The following is an 18,726-nucleotide window of genomic DNA, read 5'->3' as shown; positions in this document are numbered from 1 at the left end:
TTCAGGCGATGCGATTCGCCATTCTTCTTGTGGTCATTGGGGGAGGTTGCTTGTCCACGCTCGTCGAACCCATGCGCTTGATTCTGCTTGCGAACTCGCCTGACTGGGCCGAATTGTTGCGCGAGCAACTGGGCGCACTGGGCAGCCCCTCCCCGTTGATCACCGCGCCCTCCTGGGAAGCGGCCAGCAACCTGTTCGATGACCACGCCAGTGGCCTGCTGCTGGCGACACCGGATCGGCTTCCTCAGCCCAATCAATGCCCGTTGCCGATGGTGCTGCTGCTCGATGAAGAGCCCAGCGAAGAGCCGGAAGGTGTCAGTGACTGGCTGGTACGCAGTAGCCTCAGCCTCGATATGCTGCGCCGCTGCCTGCGTTATGCGCGCGAGCAGGGCAACCTCAAGCAAACGCTGCAGCGTCTGGCCGAGCAGGATCCATTGACCGGCATCGCCAACCGCCAGGGTTTCCAGACCTTGCTCGCCGTACGTCTGGGGGAGTGCAACGGTCGCGGCCTGGTGCTCGGCCATCTCGATCTGGACAACTTCCGTCATGCCAACGACGCGCTCGGCTATCAGGGCGGAGACCGGCTGATCATGCAGGTGGTGGCGCGGCTCAAGGGTTTGCTGCAGCCCTGTGATCAACTGGCCCGTCTGGGCAGTGACGAGTTCGCCCTGCTCCTCGATGTGCGCCGCGACCCGCAGCGCGTCGAGCGTCTGGCCGAACGCATCACCGAGGTGCTGGCCGAGCCCTATTGGGTGGACGGCGAAAGTCTGTTGGTCGGTTGTAGCCTTGGCCTGGCCCATGCGCGTGCTGGCGAGGGAGCCGACCCATTGCTGTGGCATGCGCATATCGCCATGCAGCAGGCCAAGAATCAGCAGGGCTGCGTCTTTCACGTCTATGACGAACGCCTGAATCGCAGTGCGCGCAGCCAGGCCGACCTGGAGAGCGAACTGCGTCGCGCCCTGCGCCGCGACGAGCTGGAGCTGCACTATCAGCCACGGCTGTGCCTGAAGACTGGGCGCATCGTCGGCCTGGAGGCGCTGGTGCGCTGGCAACACCGCGAGCGTGGCCTGCTTTCGCCCAGCGAATTCGTGCCGCTGGCCGAAGAAACCGGGTTGATCGTACCGCTCGGTTACTGGGTCATTTCCCGTGCCCTGCGCGACATGCAGTGGTTGCGTGGGCGCGGTCTGCCGGCCCTGCATATGGCGGTCAACCTGTCGTTCCGCCAGTTTCAGGACAGCCAGTTGCTGGCCACGCTCAGCCGTCTGATCGAAGAGCGTGGGGTGGATGCACAGTGGCTGGAGTTCGAGTTGACCGAGACCGCGGTGATGCGCCGCAGCGACCAGGTGCAGCAGACCATGCTGGCACTGGGGCGGTTGGGCGTGCGCTTCTCGCTGGATGACTTCGGCACCGGTTTCTCTTCGTTCGTCCACCTCAACAGCCTGCCGATCACCCTGCTGAAGATCGATCGCAGCTTCGTCGGTGGCATGGGTGAGCGCGCCGAGAATCGCCAGTTGGTGCGGGCGATGATCAACCTGGCGCACAACCTCAATCTCGAGGTGGTGGCCGAAGGCGTGGAGAACATCGAGCAGCTCGACATGCTGCGCCAGTTCGGCTGCGATCAGGTGCAGGGCTACCTGATCAGCAAGGCCGTGCCGCTGGCCGAGTTGGCGCGTTTTCTGGTGTTCGGCATGCGCCAGCCGTTGCTGACCGGAGGCCCGGCGTAGGGGGCGCTGTGCGCGCCGGCCGAATGTCGGTTACGGCAGGCAGGCCGCGCCCGCTACCCTGTTCGGCCGTTGCAGGCGCGCGGTCTTCCATTGGAAGCCCAGCACCAGGCCGGTTGCCGTCACCGCCAGTCCCGCCGCCAGTCCCCACCAGACGCCATGTGCACCCCAACCGAGCGGGAAGGCGAACAGCCAGGCCAGTGGCGCGCCAACGCACCAGTAGCCTGCCAGACCGATCACCAGGGTGGTTCGGCCGTCGTTGAGCCCTCGAATCGCGCCCATGGCGATGCTCTGCAGGCCATCGAACAACTCGAACCAGGCGGCTATCGCCAGCAGGCTCACCGCCAGGGCGACGATGTCGGCGAAGGCCGGATCGTGACGGTCGAGGAACAGACCGATGATCCACTCTGGCGCCAGCCAGAACAGCAGGGCGAACAGCAGCATCAGCGACGCGCCCAGGGCCATGCCCAGGTGCCCGGCCAGGCGCGACAGGTGTAGGCGTTCGGCGCCGTAATGCAGGCCTACGCGGAAGGTTACGGCGTAGGACAGCCCCTGCGGCACGATGAACGCCAGTGCCACCGTTTGCATGGCGATCTGATGCGCCGCCAGTTGCACGCTGCCCAGGGCGCCCATGCACAGGGTGGCGAAGGTGAACAGCCCCTGCTCGGCAGCGTAGGTGCCGCCGATGGGCAGGCCAAGGCGCAGCAGTGCACGCATTTCCGCGCGCTGTGGACGACCCAGACCACCCCGCAGTGGGTAGCGCTGATAGGTCGGCGAAAGCAGGATGTACAGCGCCAAGGCCAGGGCCATCGCACTGCTGACCAGCGCAGTGGTCATGCCGATGCCGCTCAGGCCCAGGCTGGGCAAGCCGAACCAGCCCTTGATCAAGGCGTAGTTGATGACGAAGTTGGCAGCGGTGCCGACGATGCTGATGGCCATCACCGGGCCGGGATGGCCGATGGCGCTGGTGAAGCCGCGCAAGGCCATGAAGCACAGGTAACCAGGCAGGGCCAGCGACAGCGGGCGGAGAAACTCCATGGCCTGGCTGGCGGCTGCCGGATCCTGGCCAAGGTGAGGCAGCAGTGGGCCCAGGCCATTCAGGCATAGCGCACTGACGATCCCCAGCGATATGGCCAGCCATAAGCCGTTGCGGAGCAACCGCGTGACGCCGCCAGGGTCACCGGCGCCATGGCGGATGGCGACCAGGCTGCCCACCGCGGCAATCACTCCGGTGCAGAAGATCGAGAAGATGAAATAGCAGGTGGCGCCCAGTGCGCCGCCGGCCAGCTGCTGAGGGCCGAGCATGGCCATCATCAGCGTGTCGGTGAAAATCATCAGTGCGTGGGCCAGCTGGGCGGAGATCAGCGGGCCAGCCAGGCGCAGCAATGCGCCCAGTTCGTGACCAAGGGAATTCTTCATGATGAGTAAAACTTCGGCAGGGTAAGCATCCCCAGGCTGTCGGGGAATGAGCAATGACGGCTATTCTCTGGTTTGTACGGATTACCCACAAAAGGAAAATAGCCATGTCTGGCATGATTAAAACTCATGGTTTGATGCCGTGACCCGGCGACTGCCACCGCTATACGCCCTGCGCGCCTTCGAGGCCGCGGCACGGCATGCCTCGTTCACCCGTGCCGCGGAAGAACTGGCCATCACCCAGAGCGCAGTGAGTCGGCATATCCGCACTCTGGAGGACTACTTCGCCTGCCGCCTGTTCGAGCGTCGTGGCCGCAGCCTGCAACTGACCGACCCTGCCCGCGCCTTGCTGCCAGGGTTGAGCGACGGCTTCGATGCGCTGGAACGCGCCAGCGCCGCCCTGCGTGCAGACGACGAGGTGCTGCGTCTGAAGGCGCCGTCGACCCTGACCATGCGTTGGTTGCTGGCGCGCCTGTCGCACTTTCGTCTGGCCAACCCGGACAGCGAGGTGCAGCTCACCAGCGCCTGGATGGATGTGGACAAGGTCGACTTTCGCCACGAGCCCTTCGACTGTGCGGTACTGCTCTCCGATGGCCAGTTTCCGGAGGAATGGGAAAGCGTGCTGCTGTTCGAGGAATGGCTGATCCCCGTGTGCGCGGCGGCCGATACCGAGGCCGGGCCTTGGTCGTTGGCGCGCCTGCAGGCGGCGGAGCAGTTGCACCCGACCCCGGATCGTCGTGACTGGCGCCGTTGGTTGCAGGCCACGGGCCTGGGTGAGCAGGTGCCGCTGAAGACCGGCCAACTGTTCGACATGCTCGAGCTGGGGATCGTCGCCGCCGCGCGCGGTTACGGCGTATCCATCGGCGATCTGTTGATGGTGGCCGAAGACGTGGGCGCCGGCCGGCTCGGCTTGCCCTGGCCGACAGCGGTGTTCAGTGGCGACAGCTACTATCTGGTATGGCCACGGGGCCATCGCGCACAGGCGCGCTTGCAGCGTTTGCGCGATTACCTGCTGGCGGAAGTGGCAGCGATGCAGCTGCCGTTGGTGCAGCGAATGCTTTGAACGGTAATGCAGATGGGTTTTGATAATAAATGATGGCCATTCGGCAGCCGTCAATTGACCTACCATACTGCTCAGGTATCCTGCCGCGCCTTGACCTGGGTCGTATGATGACTCGGCCCATTCATCCCCTGTTCCGTTCGGCCTGCCACCTGCTCAGGCCTTGAGAGGCCTAGATGACCCCTCCTCGTTCTCGCATCGCCCTGCAGCTGGCTGTGGCCCTGGCGCTGATGCTGGTGTTGCTGATCAGTGTCAGCACGCTGTTCGCCCTGCGCTCACTGAACAATGCCAACCTGGTGACTCGTGCCGAGCACCTGGGCAGTGAGGCGCGCCTGTTGGCCGATCAGCTCGATACCTTCCACGGTAGTCTGCGTGACAGCACACAGCGCCTGGCCGGGCTGTTCGAGCAGCGCTTCAGTGGTGGCTTGCAGGTGCGCAACGACGAGCGTGTCACCGTCGGTAGTCTGCAGACTCCGGCGCTCTATCTGGGCGCGACGCGACTCAATAACGAGTTCAGCGAAGTCGACGATTTCACCCGCATGACTGCAGGTGTTGCCACGGTATTCGTGCGTGATGGCGAAGAATTCGTGCGCATTACCACCTCGCTGACCAAGCAGGACGGTACCCGCGCACTTGGCACCGTGCTCGATCATCAACACCCCGCTTACCAGCGCCTGTTGGCCGGGCAAAGCTATGTGGGGCGCGCGCTGTTGTTCGAGCGCTTCTACATGACCCAGTACACACCGGTGCGCGATAGCGGCGGACGGGTGATCGCGGTGCTGTTCGTCGGCTTTGACTACACCGACGCGCAGAACCTGCAGATGCGTAACCTCTCCGACTTCCGCATCGGCAGCACGGGCTCGCTGGCACTGCTCGACGAGCAGGGCAAGTGGCTGGTGGCGCCAGCCGGTGCGATGGCGATGAGCAGCCTGCCCGATTCGCTCGCCGAGCTGATCGGCAACAGCGGCAAGGGCGGTTTCTGGACTGACGGTCGCGAGGAGTTCTATAGCGTTGCCATGCCCTTTGCTGGTGGCCCCTGGACAGTGCTGGCGAGCATGCCGCGCGAGGAAATCCAGGCCGTCACCTGGCATGTCGGCACCCAGCTCGCCATCGGCAGTGCATTGACCCTGTTGCTGGCGGTGATCGCCGTGGTCTGGTTGTTGCGGCGCAAACTGCGTCCGCTGGGCGATCTGGTGCAGCAGGCCCAGGCGCTCGGTGCCGGTGATCTCGGTGCGCGCATGGCACAGTCCAGCGACGATGAGATCGGTGAACTGGCACGCAGCTTCAACCGCATGGGCGAAGCCCTGGCGAGCATGGTGGCGGGTATTCGCAGCGCGGCCCAGGATGTCAGCGCGCGCTCACAGGCGATGTCCACGCTGTCGCGCGATGCCTATCAGGGTATCGATCAGCAATCGGGCGAGATCAGCAGCATGGCTGGCGCGGTGGAGGAGTTCAGTGCCACCTCGCAGAACATTGCCGACAACATGCGCAGCACCGAGCGCCTGGCCAGCGACAACGCTCAGCAGACCCGTATCGGTCGCACCTCGATGGATCAGGCCTCCGAGGCGCTGGTACAGATTGCCGAGGCGCTGGAGCAGACCTCGAAGGTGGTCAATGGCCTCGGCCAGCGCTCCCAGGAAATCGGCGGCATCGTCAGCGTGATCACGGCGATTGCCGATCAGACCAACCTGCTGGCGCTCAACGCCGCCATCGAGGCCGCGCGAGCTGGTGAGCAGGGCCGTGGTTTTGCTGTGGTCGCCGACGAAGTGCGCAACCTGGCCGGGCGCACCCGCGAGGCGACCAACGAGATTTCCACCATGATTGGCAGCATCCAGAGCGAGACCAGCAGCGCCATCGCTACCATGGAGCAGGGCCGGCAACTGATGCAGGACGGTCTTGAGCGCAACGCCAAGGTGGCGTCAGCGCTGGCGCAGATCAGCGAGCAGAGCGAGGCGGCTGGTGAGCAGTTCGCCGCCATCACCACCGCTACCAGTGAGCAGAGCAGCACCGCGACCGTGCTCAGTTCCAACCTGCAAAGCATCGCCCAGGCCAATGGTGAGCAGCGTGAGGTGGTGGCCAACCTGGCCGAAACCGCGCGCGAGTTGGATCGCCTTGCCGCTCAGCTAAGACAGGAGGTCGAGCGCTTCCGCTGAGCTGCTCAGTTGGTTGAGGGGCGGTATTGCAACGCTTCGGCCAGGTGCGAACGGGCGATGTGCTTCTCCTCCGCCAGGTCGGCCAGGGTGCGCGCGACCTTGAGCACACGATGGGCGGCGCGCAGGGACAGGCCCAGGCGCTCGCAGGCGCTTTCCAGCCACTGGCGGTCCGTATCGCTCAGCGCGCAGTGCTGACGTAGCCCCGGCAAGTCGAGAAAGGCGTTGGCCACGCCCTGGCGCTGCAGTTGCCGCTCACGCGCCCGCGCCACTTTGGCCGCCGCCTGTGCAGTGCTTTCACCATCCTGTGGCGGAGCATTCAAGGCCGTCGTCTCGCGGGCAACCGTCAGGTGCAGGTCGATGCGATCCAGCAGTGGCCCGGACAGTTTGGCGCGATAGCGCTGGATCTGCTCGGGCGTGCAGCGACAGCGATTGCTCGGGTCGCCGAGATAACCGCACGGGCAGGGGTTCATCGCTGCAACGAGCTGAAAACGCGCCGGGAAGCGCACCTTGTCCCGCGCCCGGGCGATGACGATATGACCGCTTTCCAGCGGTTCGCGCAGCACCTCGAGCACTTTTCTATCGAATTCCGGCAGCTCATCGAGAAACAAAATACCCTTGTGGGCCAATGTGATTTCACCAGGCTGTGGGCGACTGCCACCGCCGACCAGTGCTGGCCCGGAAGCGCTATGGTGGGGGGTACGAAAAGGCCGCTGCGGCCAGTGTTGCAGCGGCGTATGACTGGCCACCGAGTGAATCGCGGCGACCTGCAGTGCCTCGTCTTCGTCCAGCGGTGGCAGCAGGCCGGGCAGGCGGCTGGCCAGCAGCGTCTTGCCGGTACCGGGCGGGCCGCTGAGCAACAGGTTGTGCGAGCCCGCGGCGGCCACCAGCAGCGCACGTTTGGCAGCCAGTTGCCCCTGTACTTCGGCCAGATCCGGATAGGGCAGGCTCTGCCGGAGCAGACCTTGTGCCGCATAGGGCTCGAGTGGGGCACTGCCGTTGAGGTGCGCGGCGATCTGCAGCAGATGCTCGATGGCAATCACCTTCAAGCCCGAGGCCAGGCTGGCCTCTTCGGCATTGGCCTGCGGCACCAACAGGGTGCGCCCGGCTGCACGTGCTGCCAGGGCGGCTGGTAATACACCCTGCACTGGGCGCACTGCGCCGGACAGCGCCAGTTCGCCGAGGCACTCGTATTCGTCCAGTGACTGAGCAGGCACCTGGCCGCTGGCGGCGAGGATACCCAAGGCGATGGCGAGGTCGAAGCGACCGCCGTCTTTCGGCAGATCAGCCGGTGCCAGATTCAATGTGATGCGTTTGCTGGGAAACTCGAAAGCGGCATTGAGGATGGCGCTGCGCACGCGATCCTTGCTTTCCTTGACCGCCGTCTCCGGCAGGCCCACCAACGTCAGGGATGGCAGGCCGTTGGCCAGGTGCGCCTCGACGGTGACGGTCGGTGCTTCGACGCCGACCTGGGCGCGGCTGTGGACTATCGCCAGGGACATGATCACTCCTTGATCAGGTGGGGCAGTGCCTGCAGGAGCGGCTTCAGCTTCGAAGCCTGTTCGTGGCTGAAGCCGCTCCTACAACAAACCTTAGTCTGCCGCGGTGAGCTTGGCTTCCAATTCGGCGACCTTGGCTTCCAGCGCCTCGAGGCGGGCGCGAGTGCGGGCCAGAACCACCATCTGGCTATCGAACTCATCCCGGCTGACCAGATCGAGCTTGCTGAAGCCACTCTGCAGCAGGGCCTTGAACTGGGCTTCCAGTTCGGCGCGAGGAAGTGGGCTGTCGCCACTGAACAGGCGCGAGGCGTGGCTACTGAGGGTGTCGAGCAGAGCTTTGGGCGGGAGCATGGGCAGGTTCCAGATACAGACGGCGGGCAGTGTAGCACGCAGGCGAAAACCGCGACCTGGCGCCAAGGCGCACAGTTTTCGAGCGCGTGTGGATGGTTCGTTGCACCAATTCTGTGCGCTGCTTCTGTCATGAATGCCCGGTCACCTCCTCGGCACCGGTGCAAAGTCCTGAAACATCAGGCTTTTGATGTAGCTGGCAAGCTTTCTGCTTAGCCCCTGGTGACGCATGCACCGATGCAGTACCGGTGCGTCAGGCGAAGCGTGGGGAGTGTTTCGCCAGGAGCGGTTGATGGATGTCGACCACGCCAGCTAGGGCGGTCGGTGCATTACAAAAGCCGGACACTGCGCTTAGACTTGTCGAGGGCTGAGAATTCCTGGGGCAAGTCAACCTAATACGGGAGAGAGTTCATGAAGCTAGTCACTGCCATCATCAAGCCGTTCAAGCTGGACGACGTCCGCGAGTCGCTGTCGGAAATCGGCGTGCAAGGCATCACCGTTACCGAAGTCAAAGGCTTCGGTCGCCAGAAAGGTCACACCGAGCTGTATCGCGGTGCTGAATACGTTGTCGACTTCCTGCCCAAGGTGAAGATCGACGTGGCCATCGCTGACGACCAATTGGATCGCGTCATCGAGGCCATCACCAAGGCTGCCAACACCGGCAAGATCGGTGACGGCAAGATTTTCGTGGTCAACCTGGAGCAGGCGATTCGCATCCGTACCGGCGAAACCGATACCGACGCGATCTAAGCCCAACGCCGCCCCACCCCCAGAATCGTCCCAGGAGTTAAATCATGACTCTGCGAAAAATCGCAGGGCTTGGAGCCCTTTTGTCTCTGCTTTCCCCCGGCCTAGCCATGGCTGAGGAAGCGACGCTGAATTCCGGTGACACAGCTTGGATGCTGACCGCCACCGCGCTGGTTCTGTTCATGACCATTCCGGGCCTGGCCCTGTTCTACGCTGGCATGGTGCGTTCCAAGAACGTCCTGTCGGTGATGATGCAGTGCTTCGCCATTACCGCTCTGATGAGCATCCTGTGGTTCGCCTACGGCTACAGCCTGGCCTTCGACACCACCGGAATGGAAGCTGGCGTCACCAACTTCAGTTCCTTCGTGGGCGGCCTGGGCAACATGTTCCTGGGTAATCTGACCAAGGAATCGTTGACGGCGGCGTTCCCGGAAAGCGTGTTCGTCACCTTCCAGATGACTTTCGCCATCATCACTCCGGCCCTGATCGTCGGGGCCTTCGCTGAGCGCATGAAGTTCTCCGCGATGCTGGTGTTCATGGCCGTCTGGTTCACCCTGGTCTATGCACCGATCGCCCACATGGTTTGGGGCGGTGATGGTGCTCTGATGTGGGACTGGGGCGTACTCGACTTCGCCGGTGGCACCGTGGTGCACATCAATGCCGGTATCGCTGGCCTGGTGGCTTGCATCATGCTCGGCAAGCGCAAGGGTTACCCGAGCGTGGCCATGGCGCCGCACAACCTCGGTTACACCCTGATCGGTGCTGCGATGCTCTGGGTCGGCTGGTTCGGCTTCAACGCCGGCTCCGCTGCCGCCGCTGACGGCACCGCTGGCATGGCCATGCTGGTTACCCAGATCGCCACCGCCGCCGCCGCTCTGGGCTGGATGTTCGCCGAGTGGATCAGCCACGGCAAACCGAGCGCCCTGGGTATCGCCTCCGGCGTGGTTGCCGGTCTGGTCGCCATCACCCCGGCTGCCGGCACCGTCGGCCCGGTAGGTGCGCTGGTCATCGGTCTGGCCTCCGGCGTGATCTGCTTCGTCTGCGCCACCAGCCTGAAACGCAAGCTCGGCTACGACGACTCCCTGGACGTCTTCGGCGTGCATGGCGTGGGTGGCATCGTCGGTGCCCTGCTGACCGGCATCTTCGCCGCGCCGGCCCTGGGTGGCTTCGGTGAGGTGGATAACATCGGCCTGCAACTGTGGATTCAGTTCAAGGGCGTGGCCTTCACCGTGATCTACACCACCATCGTCACCTTCGTGATCCTCAAGGTCATCGACGTGGTCATGGGGCTGCGTGTCACCGAAGAAGAAGAGTCGGTCGGCCTCGACCTGGCTCAGCACAACGAGCGTGGCTACATCCTGTAAGTACGTGGGCCTGTCGCTGGCAGGCCTGAAGCACACGGAGTGCGCCCGGAGCCAACCCGGGCGCCTCGACCGAATAGCGCATCAATAAAGCGCTCCGGCAAGAGGTGAAAAATGGATAACACAGCATTGACTGCATTGCAGTACGGCTTCGATACCTTCTACTTTGTAATTTGCGGTGCCCTGGTGATGTGGATGGCGGCAGGCTTCGCCATGCTCGAAGCCGGACTTGTCCGCTCCAAGAACACCACCGAGATTCTGGTCAAGAACGTGGCCCTGTTCGCCACCGCCTGCATCATGTACCTGCTGGTCGGCTACTACATCATGTATTCCAGCCCCGAGGGCGGCATCCTGCCGAGCCTGGGCTTCCTGATTGGCGATGAGAACAGCGTCGATGCCGTTCTGGCCGGTGGTGACGACGCGCCTTACTACGCCGCTCGTGCTGATTTCTTCTTCCAGATCGTGTTCGCCGCGACTTGCATGTCGATCGTCTCCGGTGCCGTCGCCGAGCGCATGAAACTGTGGCCCTTCATCGCCTTCGCGATGGTGATGACTGCCTTCATCTACCCGGTTCAGGGCTACTGGAAATGGGGCAGCGGCTTCCTCAACGAAGCGGGTTTCCTGGACTTTGCCGGTTCCACCGTCGTTCACCTGGCTGGCGCTTCCGCTGCTCTGGCTGGTGTCCTGCTGCTGGGCCCGCGTAAAGGCAAGTACGGTTCCAATGGCCAGGTCAACGCCATTCCCGGCGCCAACCTGCCGCTGGCTACCCTGGGCATGTTCATCCTGTGGATGGGCTGGTTCGGCTTCAACGGCGGTTCGCAGCTGAAGATGAGCACCATCGAAGACGCCAACGCCGTCGCTCAGGTATTCGTCAACACCAACATGGCCGCTGCCGGTGGTCTGGTCGCTGCGCTGATCGTGGCCCGCCTGCTGTTCGGCAAGGCTGACCTGACCATGGCCATCAACGGTGCACTGGCTGGTCTGGTCGCCATCACCGCCGAGCCGCTGACCCCGACTGCCCTGCAAGCCACCCTGATCGGTGGTGTTGGTGGTGTGCTGGTGGTGTTCGCCATCCTCGGCTTCGACAAGATCAAGATCGACGACCCGGTCGGCGCCATCTCGGTACACGGCGTGGTCGGTATCTGGGGCACCCTGGCGGTCTGTCTGACCAATCCTGATGCCAGCCTGGGCGCTCAACTGCTGGGTATCGTCAGCGTATTCGCCTGGGTCTTCGGTGCCAGCCTGATCATCTGGGGCATCATCAAGGCCGTCGTTGGCTTGCGTGTCAGCGAAGAGGAAGAGTACGAAGGCGTGGATCTGGTCGAGTGCGGCATGGAAGCCTACCCGGAGTTCACCAGCAACAAGAAATAAGCGCTGCTGGTAAATGTAAAGGGCGCCTTTTGGCGCCCTTTGCTTTTTCTGATAGCGCGTTAGAATGCGCGCGCTGAAGTCTGCAGGAGATACGACGATGTGGTGGCAACGGACTCTGACCTTGCGTCCACGGAGTCGGGGATTTCATCTGATAACCGAGGAAATCCTCGCCGCACTACCGGAACTGCAACAGGTGCGAGTGGGTCTTTTACACCTCTGGCTCCAGCACACTTCGGCCTCGCTGACGGTCAACGAGAATGCCGATCCTGCGGTGCGACGCGATTTCGAGCGATTCTTCAATCGCTTGGTGCCGCAAGGCGACGCGGGGTACGAACACGATTACGAAGGGCCGGACGATCTGCCGGCACATTTCAAAGGCAGTCTGCTGGGGTTTCAGCTGCAACTGCCGATACAGGATGGACAGTTGGCCCTGGGTACCTGGCAGGGGATTTACCTCGGTGAGCACCGTGATCAAGGCGGCGCTCGGCGAGTGGTGGCGACCCTGCATGGCGAGGCTATTTGAATTTTTTCCGGTCGGGCAGTGAAGCCTGCGCGACTGGTCTATAACTAACCTGCTTTTCGCAAGTCATGAGGTTGAACATGAGCGACGAAGACCTGGAACAAGACGATCTGGAAGGGGCTGACGAGGACGACGGCGAGGAGCTGGCTGCTGCCGACGACGGTGACAGCAGCGACGATGGCGACGGCGAAGTCGTAGCTACTGGCAAGAAGAGCAAGGCAAAAGCGGTCGAAGTCGACGAGTTGCCGAGCATCGAAGCCAAGCAGAAGGAGCGTGATGCGCTGGCCAAGGCGATGGAGGAATTCCTCTCGCGCGGCGGCAAGGTGCAGGAGGTCGAACCCAATGTGGTTGCCGACCCGCCCAAGAAGCCCGATAGCAAATACGGCAGCCGCCCCATCTGAGGACGGTATGCTGCAGAGAACCCGCCAATTTGGCGGGTTTTTTGTGCTCAGCACATCCCTGTGCCTCACCCCTTCGGGGCTTGCGCAAAATCACTCCCGGCGATTTTTTGTGGCCGCGATCAACGCGTATCGCGGTACGGCATAGGGTGCGCCGTGCGCACTGATCTTGTTCGTGTATCAGGCGGTGCGCGCAGCGCACCCTACGGGCGTTAGCGCGTCCAGCTAGCGAGCAGCGCTGGTAGCTCGGCCAGGCTGCCAATCTGCGCGTCGGGCAGCGTATCGGCGTCCCAGGTTCGTCCTTGCGGGTTGAACCAGATCGCGCGCATCCCGGCTGCCTGGGCGCCGGCAATGTCGTCGCTGGGGTGATCGCCGATGTGCACGGCTCGCTCGGCAGCAATGCCGCCTGCGCGGCTGAGCGCTTCGCGAAAGGGTTTCGGGTCGGGTTTGCCGATCCCCAGTTCTTCGGCGCACAGCGCGAACCGGAAATACTCCGACAGGCCCAGACGGCGCACATCGGCATTGCCGTTGGTGATCACGCCGAGCATGAAGCGCTCGGCGAGCGCTTCCAGTGTCGGGTGCACCTCGGCGAACAGTTCGACCTGGTGACGAGCGCTGAGGAAGACCTGAAAGCCGGCTTCGGCCAGTGCCAGTGCCTCGTCATGGGAATAACCCGCGCCCTCCAGAGCATGGAAGAGAATGCGCCGGCGCAGTTCGCTGAGGCGATGCTTGAGCATCGGTTCTGCGTCCAGCAGGCCGCTGCGGATCTGCCACAGGTGCTCGACCGGCACGGCGCCGAGGCGAGGGGCGTGCAGGGCCAGCCAGTTGCGCAGCGCCGCTTCGGCGTCCTGCATCACCGGGCTGACGTCCCACAGGGTGTCATCGAGGTCGAAGGTGATCAGTTCAATGCTCATTCGGAACCGCCTTTGCGCTTGGCACGCGGATGGGCCTGGTCGTAGACGTTGGCCAGGTGCTGGAAATCCAGGTGAGTGTAGATTTGCGTGGTGGCGATATCGGCATGGCCGAGTAACTCCTGCACCGCGCGCAGATCCTGCGAGGACTCCAGCATATGACTGGCGAAGCTGTGCCGCAGCATGTGTGGATGCAGGTGCTGGCCCAGTTCGCGTACGCCGGCCTGGCGCACCCGCAGCTGCACGGCGCGAGGGCCGAGGCGGCGTCCCTGCTGGCTGATGAACACCGCGCCGTCGCCAGGATTGGCCAGCTTGCGCAGCGCCAGCCATTGTTCCAGCGCCTGGCGCGCCATGCTGCCGACTGGCAGTTCGCGCACCTTGTTGCCTTTGCCGCGCACGCGTACCAGGCCGGCGGCGAGGTCGAGGCCGTCGAGGTCGAGGCCGACCAGTTCAGATAGGCGCAGCCCGGAGGAATAGAACAGTTCGAGCATGGCCTGATCGCGGCGGGCGATGAAGTCGTCCTCTACTGCGCCGTCGAGCAGTTGTGCGCTGCGGTCGGCGTCCAGGGTGCGCGGCAGACGTCGTTCGCGTTTCGGTGGGCTGAGGCCGGTAGCCGGGTCATGGCGGCACAGGCCCTCGCGCAGCAGGTACTGATACAGTCCGCGGGTGGCCGAGAGCAGGCGGGCCAGGCTACGGCTGGCCAGGCCTTGCTGATGCAGGCGAGCGACCAGCCGGCGCAGGTTGCGAGTGTCCAGCGCTGCCCAGTCTTTCAATCCTTCCGCCTCGCAGAAGGCCAGCACCTTGCCGAGATCACGCCGATAGCCGTCGAGTGTGTGCGGCGATACCTGGCGCTCGCGGCGCAGGTATTCGATATAGGCTTCAAGGTTGGCTTCAAGTGTCACGTGCCGGGCTCCGCGCGGGCCGATAGTGGATGAGCGTTGCGCCATCCACCCTACACGCTCTGGCAGGCAGTTGGAAAACAGCCTGCGTTGCGATCATGGCGTTAAGAACAGTCTCGGACGGCTTCTAGCGTACCGAGCGCAGCGGCGTGGCGAAGCTCGGCAGCACGCGTGCCAGCACTTCGGCGATGTAACCGAGGAACAGCGTGCCGAGCGAGCTCTTGTAATGCTGTGGATCGGCGCTGCCGATGGCCAGTACGCCATGCAGACCCTGGTGAGTGAGGCTGACGACGGCAGCAGAGCCGACCTTGCCGGCTTCTTCGGCGCCGAACAGGAATTCCAGCTCATGCGGGCGTAATACCCCGCAGATGGTCTTGCCGCCGCTGATCAGGCCGCCGATCTGCTGATGTGCCTCGGCCGAACTGACCGAGCGGCCCACCGGCAACTTGTTGTCGCTGAACAGGATCAAGCCGACGAAGGGCACCTGAAACTCATGGCGCAGGCTGTCTTCCACGGCGCCGACCACCTCTTCCAGGCTGCCTGCATCGAGCAGGTCGAGCACCAGGCGGCGGGTCTTGTCGAACAGGCGGTCGTTGTCACGCGCCACGTCCATCAATTGGCCGAGGCGATGACGCATCTCGATGTTGCGTTCGCGCAGCAGTTTGACCTGACGCTCTACCAGCGACACGGTATCGCCGCGCTGGTGCGGAATGCGCAGCTCGGGAATCAGCTCATCGTGATCGATGAAGAACTCCGGATGCAGGCGCAGATAAGCTGCGACCGTTTCCGAGTCGAGCGGCTTGGGAGAATCCTGCTGGTCGGTCATAGGCGAACCTGTCCTTCGTATACGCGTGCAGCGGGCCCGGTCATCATAACGGGCTGACCTTCGCCTGCCCACTCGATGGACAGTTTGCCGCCCGGCAGCTCCAGTTGCACCGGCGAGTCCATCCAGCCCTGGCGAATCGCCGCGACGGCAGCCGCACAGGCGCCGGTGCCACAGGCCTGGGTTTCGCCCGCGCCACGCTCCCACACACGCAGGCGGGCATGTTTACGATCCTGCACTTGCAGGAAGCCGACGTTGACTCGTTGCGGGAAGCGCGGATGGTGTTCCAGCTTCGGCCCCAGCTCGTGTACCGGCGCGCTGTCGACGTTGTCGACGCGCAGCACGGCATGCGGGTTACCCATCGACAGGGCCGCCAGATCGACGGTCTGCCCGTCGACTTCAACGCGATAGCTCAGTGCAGCCTGCTCGGCCTGGAAGGGCACCTGCGCTGGATCCAGGCGTGGCGGGCCCATGTCGACGCAGACCTGGCCGTCGTTCTGCACGCGCAATTCGATGATGCCGCTCTTGGTTTCGACGCGAATGACCTTCTTGGTGGTCAGGCGCTTGTCCAGCACGAAGCGAGCGAAGCAGCGCGCACCGTTGCCGCATTGCTCCACTTCCGAACCGTCGGAATTGAAAATGCGGTAGCGGAAGTCGACGTCCGGGTGATTCGGCGGCTCGACGATCAGCAACTGGTCGAAGCCCACGCCGGTGTGGCGATCGCCCCACTGTTTGGCATGTTTCGGCTGCACGTGGGCATGCTGACTGATCAGGTCGAGAACCATGAAGTCATTGCCCAGGCCGTGCATCTTGGTAAAGCGCAATAGCATGACGTCGCCCTCAGGCCGGCAGCAGGCTTTCGCCGGCGTAGAGCTCTTGGACGGTCTCGCGGCGCCGCACTTCATACGCCTGCTCGCCATCTACCAGCACCTCGGCGGCTCTGCCGCGGGTGTTGTAGTTGGAACTCATGACGAAGCCATAGGCGCCAGCCGAACGCACGGCCAGCAGGTCGCCTTCGGCCAGCACCAGTTGACGATCCTTGGCCAGGAAGTCGCCGGTCTCGCAGATCGGCCCGACCAGGTCGTAGTTGCGTGCCTCGCCGTCACGCGGCTGCACCGGCGAGACGTCCATCCAGGCCTGGTACAGCGCCGGGCGGATGAGGTCGTTCATTGCCGCGTCGATGATGGCGAAGTCCTTGTGCTCGGTGTGCTTGAGGTATTCGACCTGGGTCAGCAGCACGCCGGCGTTGGCGACGATGAAGCGACCCGGCTCGAACACCAGGGCCAGGTCGCGGCCTTCCAGGCGCTTGCGCACGGCGGCGATGTAGTCGCCGGCCAGCGGCGGTTGTTCGTCGCGATATTGCACGCCGAGGCCGCCGCCGAGATCCAGGTGCTTGATGGTGATACCGCGCGCAGCCAGCTTGTCGACCAGCAGCAGCAGGCGATCCAGCGCATCGAGGAAGGGCTCGAGGGTGGTCAGTTGCGAGCCGATATGGCAATCAACGCCGATCACTTCCAGGTTCGGCAGCTCGGCGGCGCGGGCGTAGACCGCCTCGGCCTGCTCGATGTCGATGCCGAACTTGTTTTCCTTGAGACCGGTGGAAATGTACGGGTGGGTGCCGGCGTCCACGTCGGGGTTGACCCGCAGCGAGACCGGCGCCTTGACGCCCAGTTCGGCTGCCACCTTCTGCAGACGCTCCAGCTCGACGCTGGACTCGACGTTGAAGCAGTGCACGCCGACTTCCAGCGCACGGCGCATGTCGTCACGGCTCTTGCCGACGCCGGAGAAGACGATGTGGTTCGGTTCGCCACCAGCGGCCAGCACACGCTCCAGCTCACCGCTGGAGACGATGTCGAAGCCGGCACCGAGGCGCGCCAGGACATTCAGCACACCGATGTTGGAGTTGGCCTTGACCGCGAAGCAGACCAGGTGCGGCATGCCGGCCAGCGCATCGGCATAGGCGCGATACTGCCCTTCGATGTGGGCGCGGGAATAGACATAGGTGGGCGTGCCGAAGCGCTGGGCCAGCGCGGACAAGGCAACGCCTTCCGCGAACAGTTCACCGTCGCGGTAGTTGAAGGCTTCCATGGGGCAGCTCCTGTCAGAGTTCGAAACGGTCTCGGCTGTTGCCGGCGTTGTCATCGCCCGGCAGGTACAGCGGGCCTTTCTGACCGCAGCCGGCCAGCAGGCAAACGGCGGCGAGGAGCGCGAGGGTCAGTCGCTTCATGGGGCAGTCCTTGAAAATAAGCGTGAATTGCGCCGGAGTATACCGACCCCCCGTCACCTTGCCTATGCGCCCGCCGCCCGCCTGGCGGGGCGCTGGCTCAATTTGCGTCCGTGCCTGGCGTTCGCCTCGGCGGCATTTGTTCTGGCTTGGGTTAGCATGCTGCGAGTAACGAGGAGCCTCGATGGACAATCCCGCGATTCTCGCCGGTTCGGTTTCGGTGGCCTACCTGCAAGGTCTGATCGATCATTTGCAGCGCCAGAGGGTGGCCCCCGAGGTGCTGCTTGCCCATGCCCAGCTGACGCCCGAGGTACTGGCGCAGCGCGATCAGCGCGTGGCTGCCAGCGCTTATCTGGCATTGCTCGGCGAAGGCGTGCGGCTGAGCGGTGACGACTGCCTGGGCCTGCACCTGGGTGAAGCCGTGCGGCCCGGCTACTACGGCGTGCTTGGTTATCTGATCATGAGTTGCGCCACGCTGGCCGATGCCCTGCACCGGCAGGCGCGCTACGCTGCGTTGGTCGGCAATCTGGGCGTGGTCGGTCTCGACGACGAGCCGTCGCGGCCCGGCTGCGAGCCGCTGGTGGCCCACAGCTGGCAACCGCTTTTGCCGCAACAGCAGCGTCAGGTGAGTGAGGAAACCCTGGCCGGTTGGGTCAGCTTCGGGCGCTGGATCAGTGGCCTGGACATTGCGCCGACCGAGGTGCGTTTTCAGCATCCGGCGCCGGCTGACACCTCCGAGCATCAGCGCATCTTTCGTTGCCCTGTGTTGTTCGGTCAGGCTGACAATGCGTTGATCTTCCCCAAACGGCTGCTCGGTGTGCCGCTCGGCCAGGCCGATGCGCAGGTGCAGGGTACGCTCGATGCCTACGCCGATCGCCTGCTCGGTGAGCTCAAGCAGGGACATCACGTGCTCGACCAGGCGCGTATGCAACTGGCCCGGCAGTTGCCCGAGCAGGGGCCTGATCTGGAAGCCATTGCCAGCGCGTTGGCCCTCAGCCCGCGTACCTTGCAGCGGCGTTTACGCGAGGCTGGCCTCTCGTTCAGTCAATTGGTGGATGAAACCCGCCAGCAGCTGGCGTTGCACTATCTGCGTGATCCGGCGCTGGAGCTGGCGGAAATCGCCTTTCTGGTCGGTTTCAGCGAGCCTGGCTCGCTGGCCCGCGCATTTCGTCGCTGGACGGGAACGAGCCCGGGCGAGTACCGTCGCCACCTTTGCAGCTAGGCCTGGCTACACCGGCCTGGCGTTTTCGCCTATTTTTGCAGTCGCTGCACCTTGTG

18 protein-coding genes are annotated in these 18,726 nt (G+C 63.9%); 9 read left to right on the top strand and 9 right to left on the bottom strand.

From position 1 onward, the window contains the following. Positions 1–50 precede the first annotated feature (50 nt). A complete protein-coding gene (locus tag C7A17_RS08750; RefSeq protein ID WP_199796406.1) occupies positions 51–1,724 on the top strand; it encodes a putative bifunctional diguanylate cyclase/phosphodiesterase in 1,674 nt (557 codons plus the stop codon). A gap of 30 nt (positions 1,725–1,754) precedes the next feature. On the opposite strand, the gene C7A17_RS08745 is transcribed toward C7A17_RS08750, so the two are convergent. Further along, positions 1,755–3,140 carry a NorM family multidrug efflux MATE transporter gene (locus tag C7A17_RS08745; protein ID WP_106737668.1) on the bottom strand — a complete coding sequence of 462 codons (1,386 nt, stop codon included), beginning with the start codon at positions 3,138–3,140 and terminating at the stop codon, positions 1,755–1,757. A 139-nt stretch (positions 3,141–3,279) separates the two neighbouring features. Between C7A17_RS08745 and C7A17_RS08740 the strand changes: the two genes are divergently transcribed. Beyond that, complete coding sequence (locus C7A17_RS08740; RefSeq protein ID WP_106737667.1) at positions 3,280–4,200, top strand: LysR substrate-binding domain-containing protein; 921 nt, start codon at positions 3,280–3,282, stop codon at positions 4,198–4,200. A gap of 173 nt (positions 4,201–4,373) precedes the next feature. Continuing rightward, positions 4,374–6,350, top strand: a complete 1,977-nt coding sequence (locus C7A17_RS08735) for a methyl-accepting chemotaxis protein (protein ID WP_106737666.1) — start codon at positions 4,374–4,376, stop codon at positions 6,348–6,350. 5 nt (positions 6,351–6,355) lie between these two features. Here the strand turns inward: C7A17_RS08735 and C7A17_RS08730 are convergent, their stop codons facing one another. Then, positions 6,356–7,849, bottom strand: coding sequence for a YifB family Mg chelatase-like AAA ATPase (locus tag C7A17_RS08730; protein WP_106737665.1), 1,494 nt, complete (start codon positions 7,847–7,849; stop codon positions 6,356–6,358). Positions 7,850–7,939: 90 nt separating this feature from the next. Further along, on the bottom strand, positions 7,940–8,197 hold the full coding sequence (locus C7A17_RS08725; protein ID WP_021487638.1) for an accessory factor UbiK family protein: 258 nt from the start codon (positions 8,195–8,197) through the stop codon (positions 7,940–7,942). A 408-nt stretch (positions 8,198–8,605) separates the two neighbouring features. Here C7A17_RS08725 and glnK point away from each other — a divergent pair, with 408 nt between their 5' ends. The 5 genes from glnK to sutA all read left to right on the top strand — a co-directional run bounded on the left by glnK (position 8,606) and on the right by sutA (position 12,594). After that, the gene (gene glnK / locus C7A17_RS08720) at positions 8,606–8,944 is read left to right on the top strand and encodes a P-II family nitrogen regulator (RefSeq protein WP_003096476.1); all 339 of its coding nucleotides are present in this window, start codon (positions 8,606–8,608) and stop codon (positions 8,942–8,944) included. A 44-nt stretch (positions 8,945–8,988) separates the two neighbouring features. Next, positions 8,989–10,305 carry an ammonium transporter gene (locus C7A17_RS08715; RefSeq protein WP_106737664.1) on the top strand — a complete coding sequence of 439 codons (1,317 nt, stop codon included), beginning with the start codon at positions 8,989–8,991 and terminating at the stop codon, positions 10,303–10,305. 111 nt (positions 10,306–10,416) lie between these two features. Then, on the top strand, positions 10,417–11,673 hold the full coding sequence (locus tag C7A17_RS08710) for an ammonium transporter (RefSeq protein WP_106737663.1): 1,257 nt from the start codon (positions 10,417–10,419) through the stop codon (positions 11,671–11,673). 97 nt (positions 11,674–11,770) lie between these two features. After that, a complete protein-coding gene (locus C7A17_RS08705) occupies positions 11,771–12,196 on the top strand; it encodes a secondary thiamine-phosphate synthase enzyme YjbQ (protein ID WP_106737662.1) in 426 nt (141 codons plus the stop codon). A 77-nt stretch (positions 12,197–12,273) separates the two neighbouring features. Next, complete coding sequence (gene sutA / locus C7A17_RS08700) at positions 12,274–12,594, top strand: transcriptional regulator SutA (protein ID WP_106737661.1); 321 nt, start codon at positions 12,274–12,276, stop codon at positions 12,592–12,594. Positions 12,595–12,803: 209 nt separating this feature from the next. Here sutA and C7A17_RS08695 read toward each other — a convergent pair whose 3' ends face one another. From C7A17_RS08695 to lptM, 6 genes are all read right to left on the bottom strand, one after another. Continuing rightward, on the bottom strand, positions 12,804–13,505 hold the full coding sequence (locus tag C7A17_RS08695) for an HAD family hydrolase (protein WP_106737660.1): 702 nt from the start codon (positions 13,503–13,505) through the stop codon (positions 12,804–12,806). Further along, positions 13,502–14,449, bottom strand: coding sequence for a tyrosine recombinase XerC (gene xerC, locus C7A17_RS08690; RefSeq protein WP_106737659.1), 948 nt, complete (start codon positions 14,447–14,449; stop codon positions 13,502–13,504). Before xerC ends, C7A17_RS08695 begins: the two co-directional genes overlap by 4 nt. Positions 14,450–14,528: 79 nt before the next feature. After that, positions 14,529–15,227, bottom strand: coding sequence for a DUF484 family protein (locus C7A17_RS08685; protein ID WP_106737658.1), 699 nt, complete (start codon positions 15,225–15,227; stop codon positions 14,529–14,531). Continuing rightward, complete coding sequence (gene dapF / locus C7A17_RS08680; protein WP_106737657.1) at positions 15,224–16,054, bottom strand: diaminopimelate epimerase; 831 nt, start codon at positions 16,052–16,054, stop codon at positions 15,224–15,226. Before dapF ends, C7A17_RS08685 begins: the two co-directional genes overlap by 4 nt. Before the next feature lie 10 nt (positions 16,055–16,064). Further along, positions 16,065–17,312, bottom strand: coding sequence for a diaminopimelate decarboxylase (lysA, locus tag C7A17_RS08675; protein ID WP_106737656.1), 1,248 nt, complete (start codon positions 17,310–17,312; stop codon positions 16,065–16,067). A 13-nt stretch (positions 17,313–17,325) separates the two neighbouring features. Beyond that, complete coding sequence (lptM, locus tag C7A17_RS08670; protein WP_017361215.1) at positions 17,326–17,451, bottom strand: LPS translocon maturation chaperone LptM; 126 nt, start codon at positions 17,449–17,451, stop codon at positions 17,326–17,328. Positions 17,452–17,632: 181 nt separating this feature from the next. On the opposite strand from lptM, the gene C7A17_RS08665 reads away from it, so the two are divergent. Continuing rightward, the gene (locus C7A17_RS08665; protein WP_106737655.1) at positions 17,633–18,670 is read left to right on the top strand and encodes an AraC family transcriptional regulator; all 1,038 of its coding nucleotides are present in this window, start codon (positions 17,633–17,635) and stop codon (positions 18,668–18,670) included. Positions 18,671–18,726: the final 56 nt, after the last annotated feature.

Origin of the sequence: Pseudomonas mendocina, from assembly GCF_003008615.1 — a bacterium.
In the GTDB taxonomy this organism is placed as follows: Bacteria; Pseudomonadota; Gammaproteobacteria; order Pseudomonadales; family Pseudomonadaceae; genus Aquipseudomonas; species Aquipseudomonas mendocina_C.
Note: the sequence above shows the minus strand (reverse complement) of the source record. Positions and strands in the feature narration are given on the sequence as shown.

Coding starts and splice junctions, on each gene's coding strand:
- C7A17_RS08745 (WP_106737668.1), bottom strand. CDS start 3,140: ATGAAGAATTCCCTTGGTCACGAACTGGGCGCATTGCTGCGCCTGGCT.
- C7A17_RS08735 (WP_106737666.1), top strand. CDS start 4,374: ATGACCCCTCCTCGTTCTCGCATCGCCCTGCAGCTGGCTGTGGCCCTG.
- C7A17_RS08730 (WP_106737665.1), bottom strand. CDS start 7,849: ATGTCCCTGGCGATAGTCCACAGCCGCGCCCAGGTCGGCGTCGAAGCA.
- C7A17_RS08725 (WP_021487638.1), bottom strand. CDS start 8,197: ATGCTCCCGCCCAAAGCTCTGCTCGACACCCTCAGTAGCCACGCCTCG.
- glnK (WP_003096476.1), top strand. CDS start 8,606: ATGAAGCTAGTCACTGCCATCATCAAGCCGTTCAAGCTGGACGACGTC.
- C7A17_RS08715 (WP_106737664.1), top strand. CDS start 8,989: ATGACTCTGCGAAAAATCGCAGGGCTTGGAGCCCTTTTGTCTCTGCTT.
- C7A17_RS08710 (WP_106737663.1), top strand. CDS start 10,417: ATGGATAACACAGCATTGACTGCATTGCAGTACGGCTTCGATACCTTC.
- C7A17_RS08705 (WP_106737662.1), top strand. CDS start 11,771: ATGTGGTGGCAACGGACTCTGACCTTGCGTCCACGGAGTCGGGGATTT.
- sutA (WP_106737661.1), top strand. CDS start 12,274: ATGAGCGACGAAGACCTGGAACAAGACGATCTGGAAGGGGCTGACGAG.
- C7A17_RS08695 (WP_106737660.1), bottom strand. CDS start 13,505: ATGAGCATTGAACTGATCACCTTCGACCTCGATGACACCCTGTGGGAC.
- xerC (WP_106737659.1), bottom strand. CDS start 14,449: ATGGCGCAACGCTCATCCACTATCGGCCCGCGCGGAGCCCGGCACGTG.
- C7A17_RS08685 (WP_106737658.1), bottom strand. CDS start 15,227: ATGACCGACCAGCAGGATTCTCCCAAGCCGCTCGACTCGGAAACGGTC.
- dapF (WP_106737657.1), bottom strand. CDS start 16,054: ATGCTATTGCGCTTTACCAAGATGCACGGCCTGGGCAATGACTTCATG.
- lysA (WP_106737656.1), bottom strand. CDS start 17,312: ATGGAAGCCTTCAACTACCGCGACGGTGAACTGTTCGCGGAAGGCGTT.
- lptM (WP_017361215.1), bottom strand. CDS start 17,451: ATGAAGCGACTGACCCTCGCGCTCCTCGCCGCCGTTTGCCTGCTGGCC.
- C7A17_RS08665 (WP_106737655.1), top strand. CDS start 17,633: ATGGACAATCCCGCGATTCTCGCCGGTTCGGTTTCGGTGGCCTACCTG.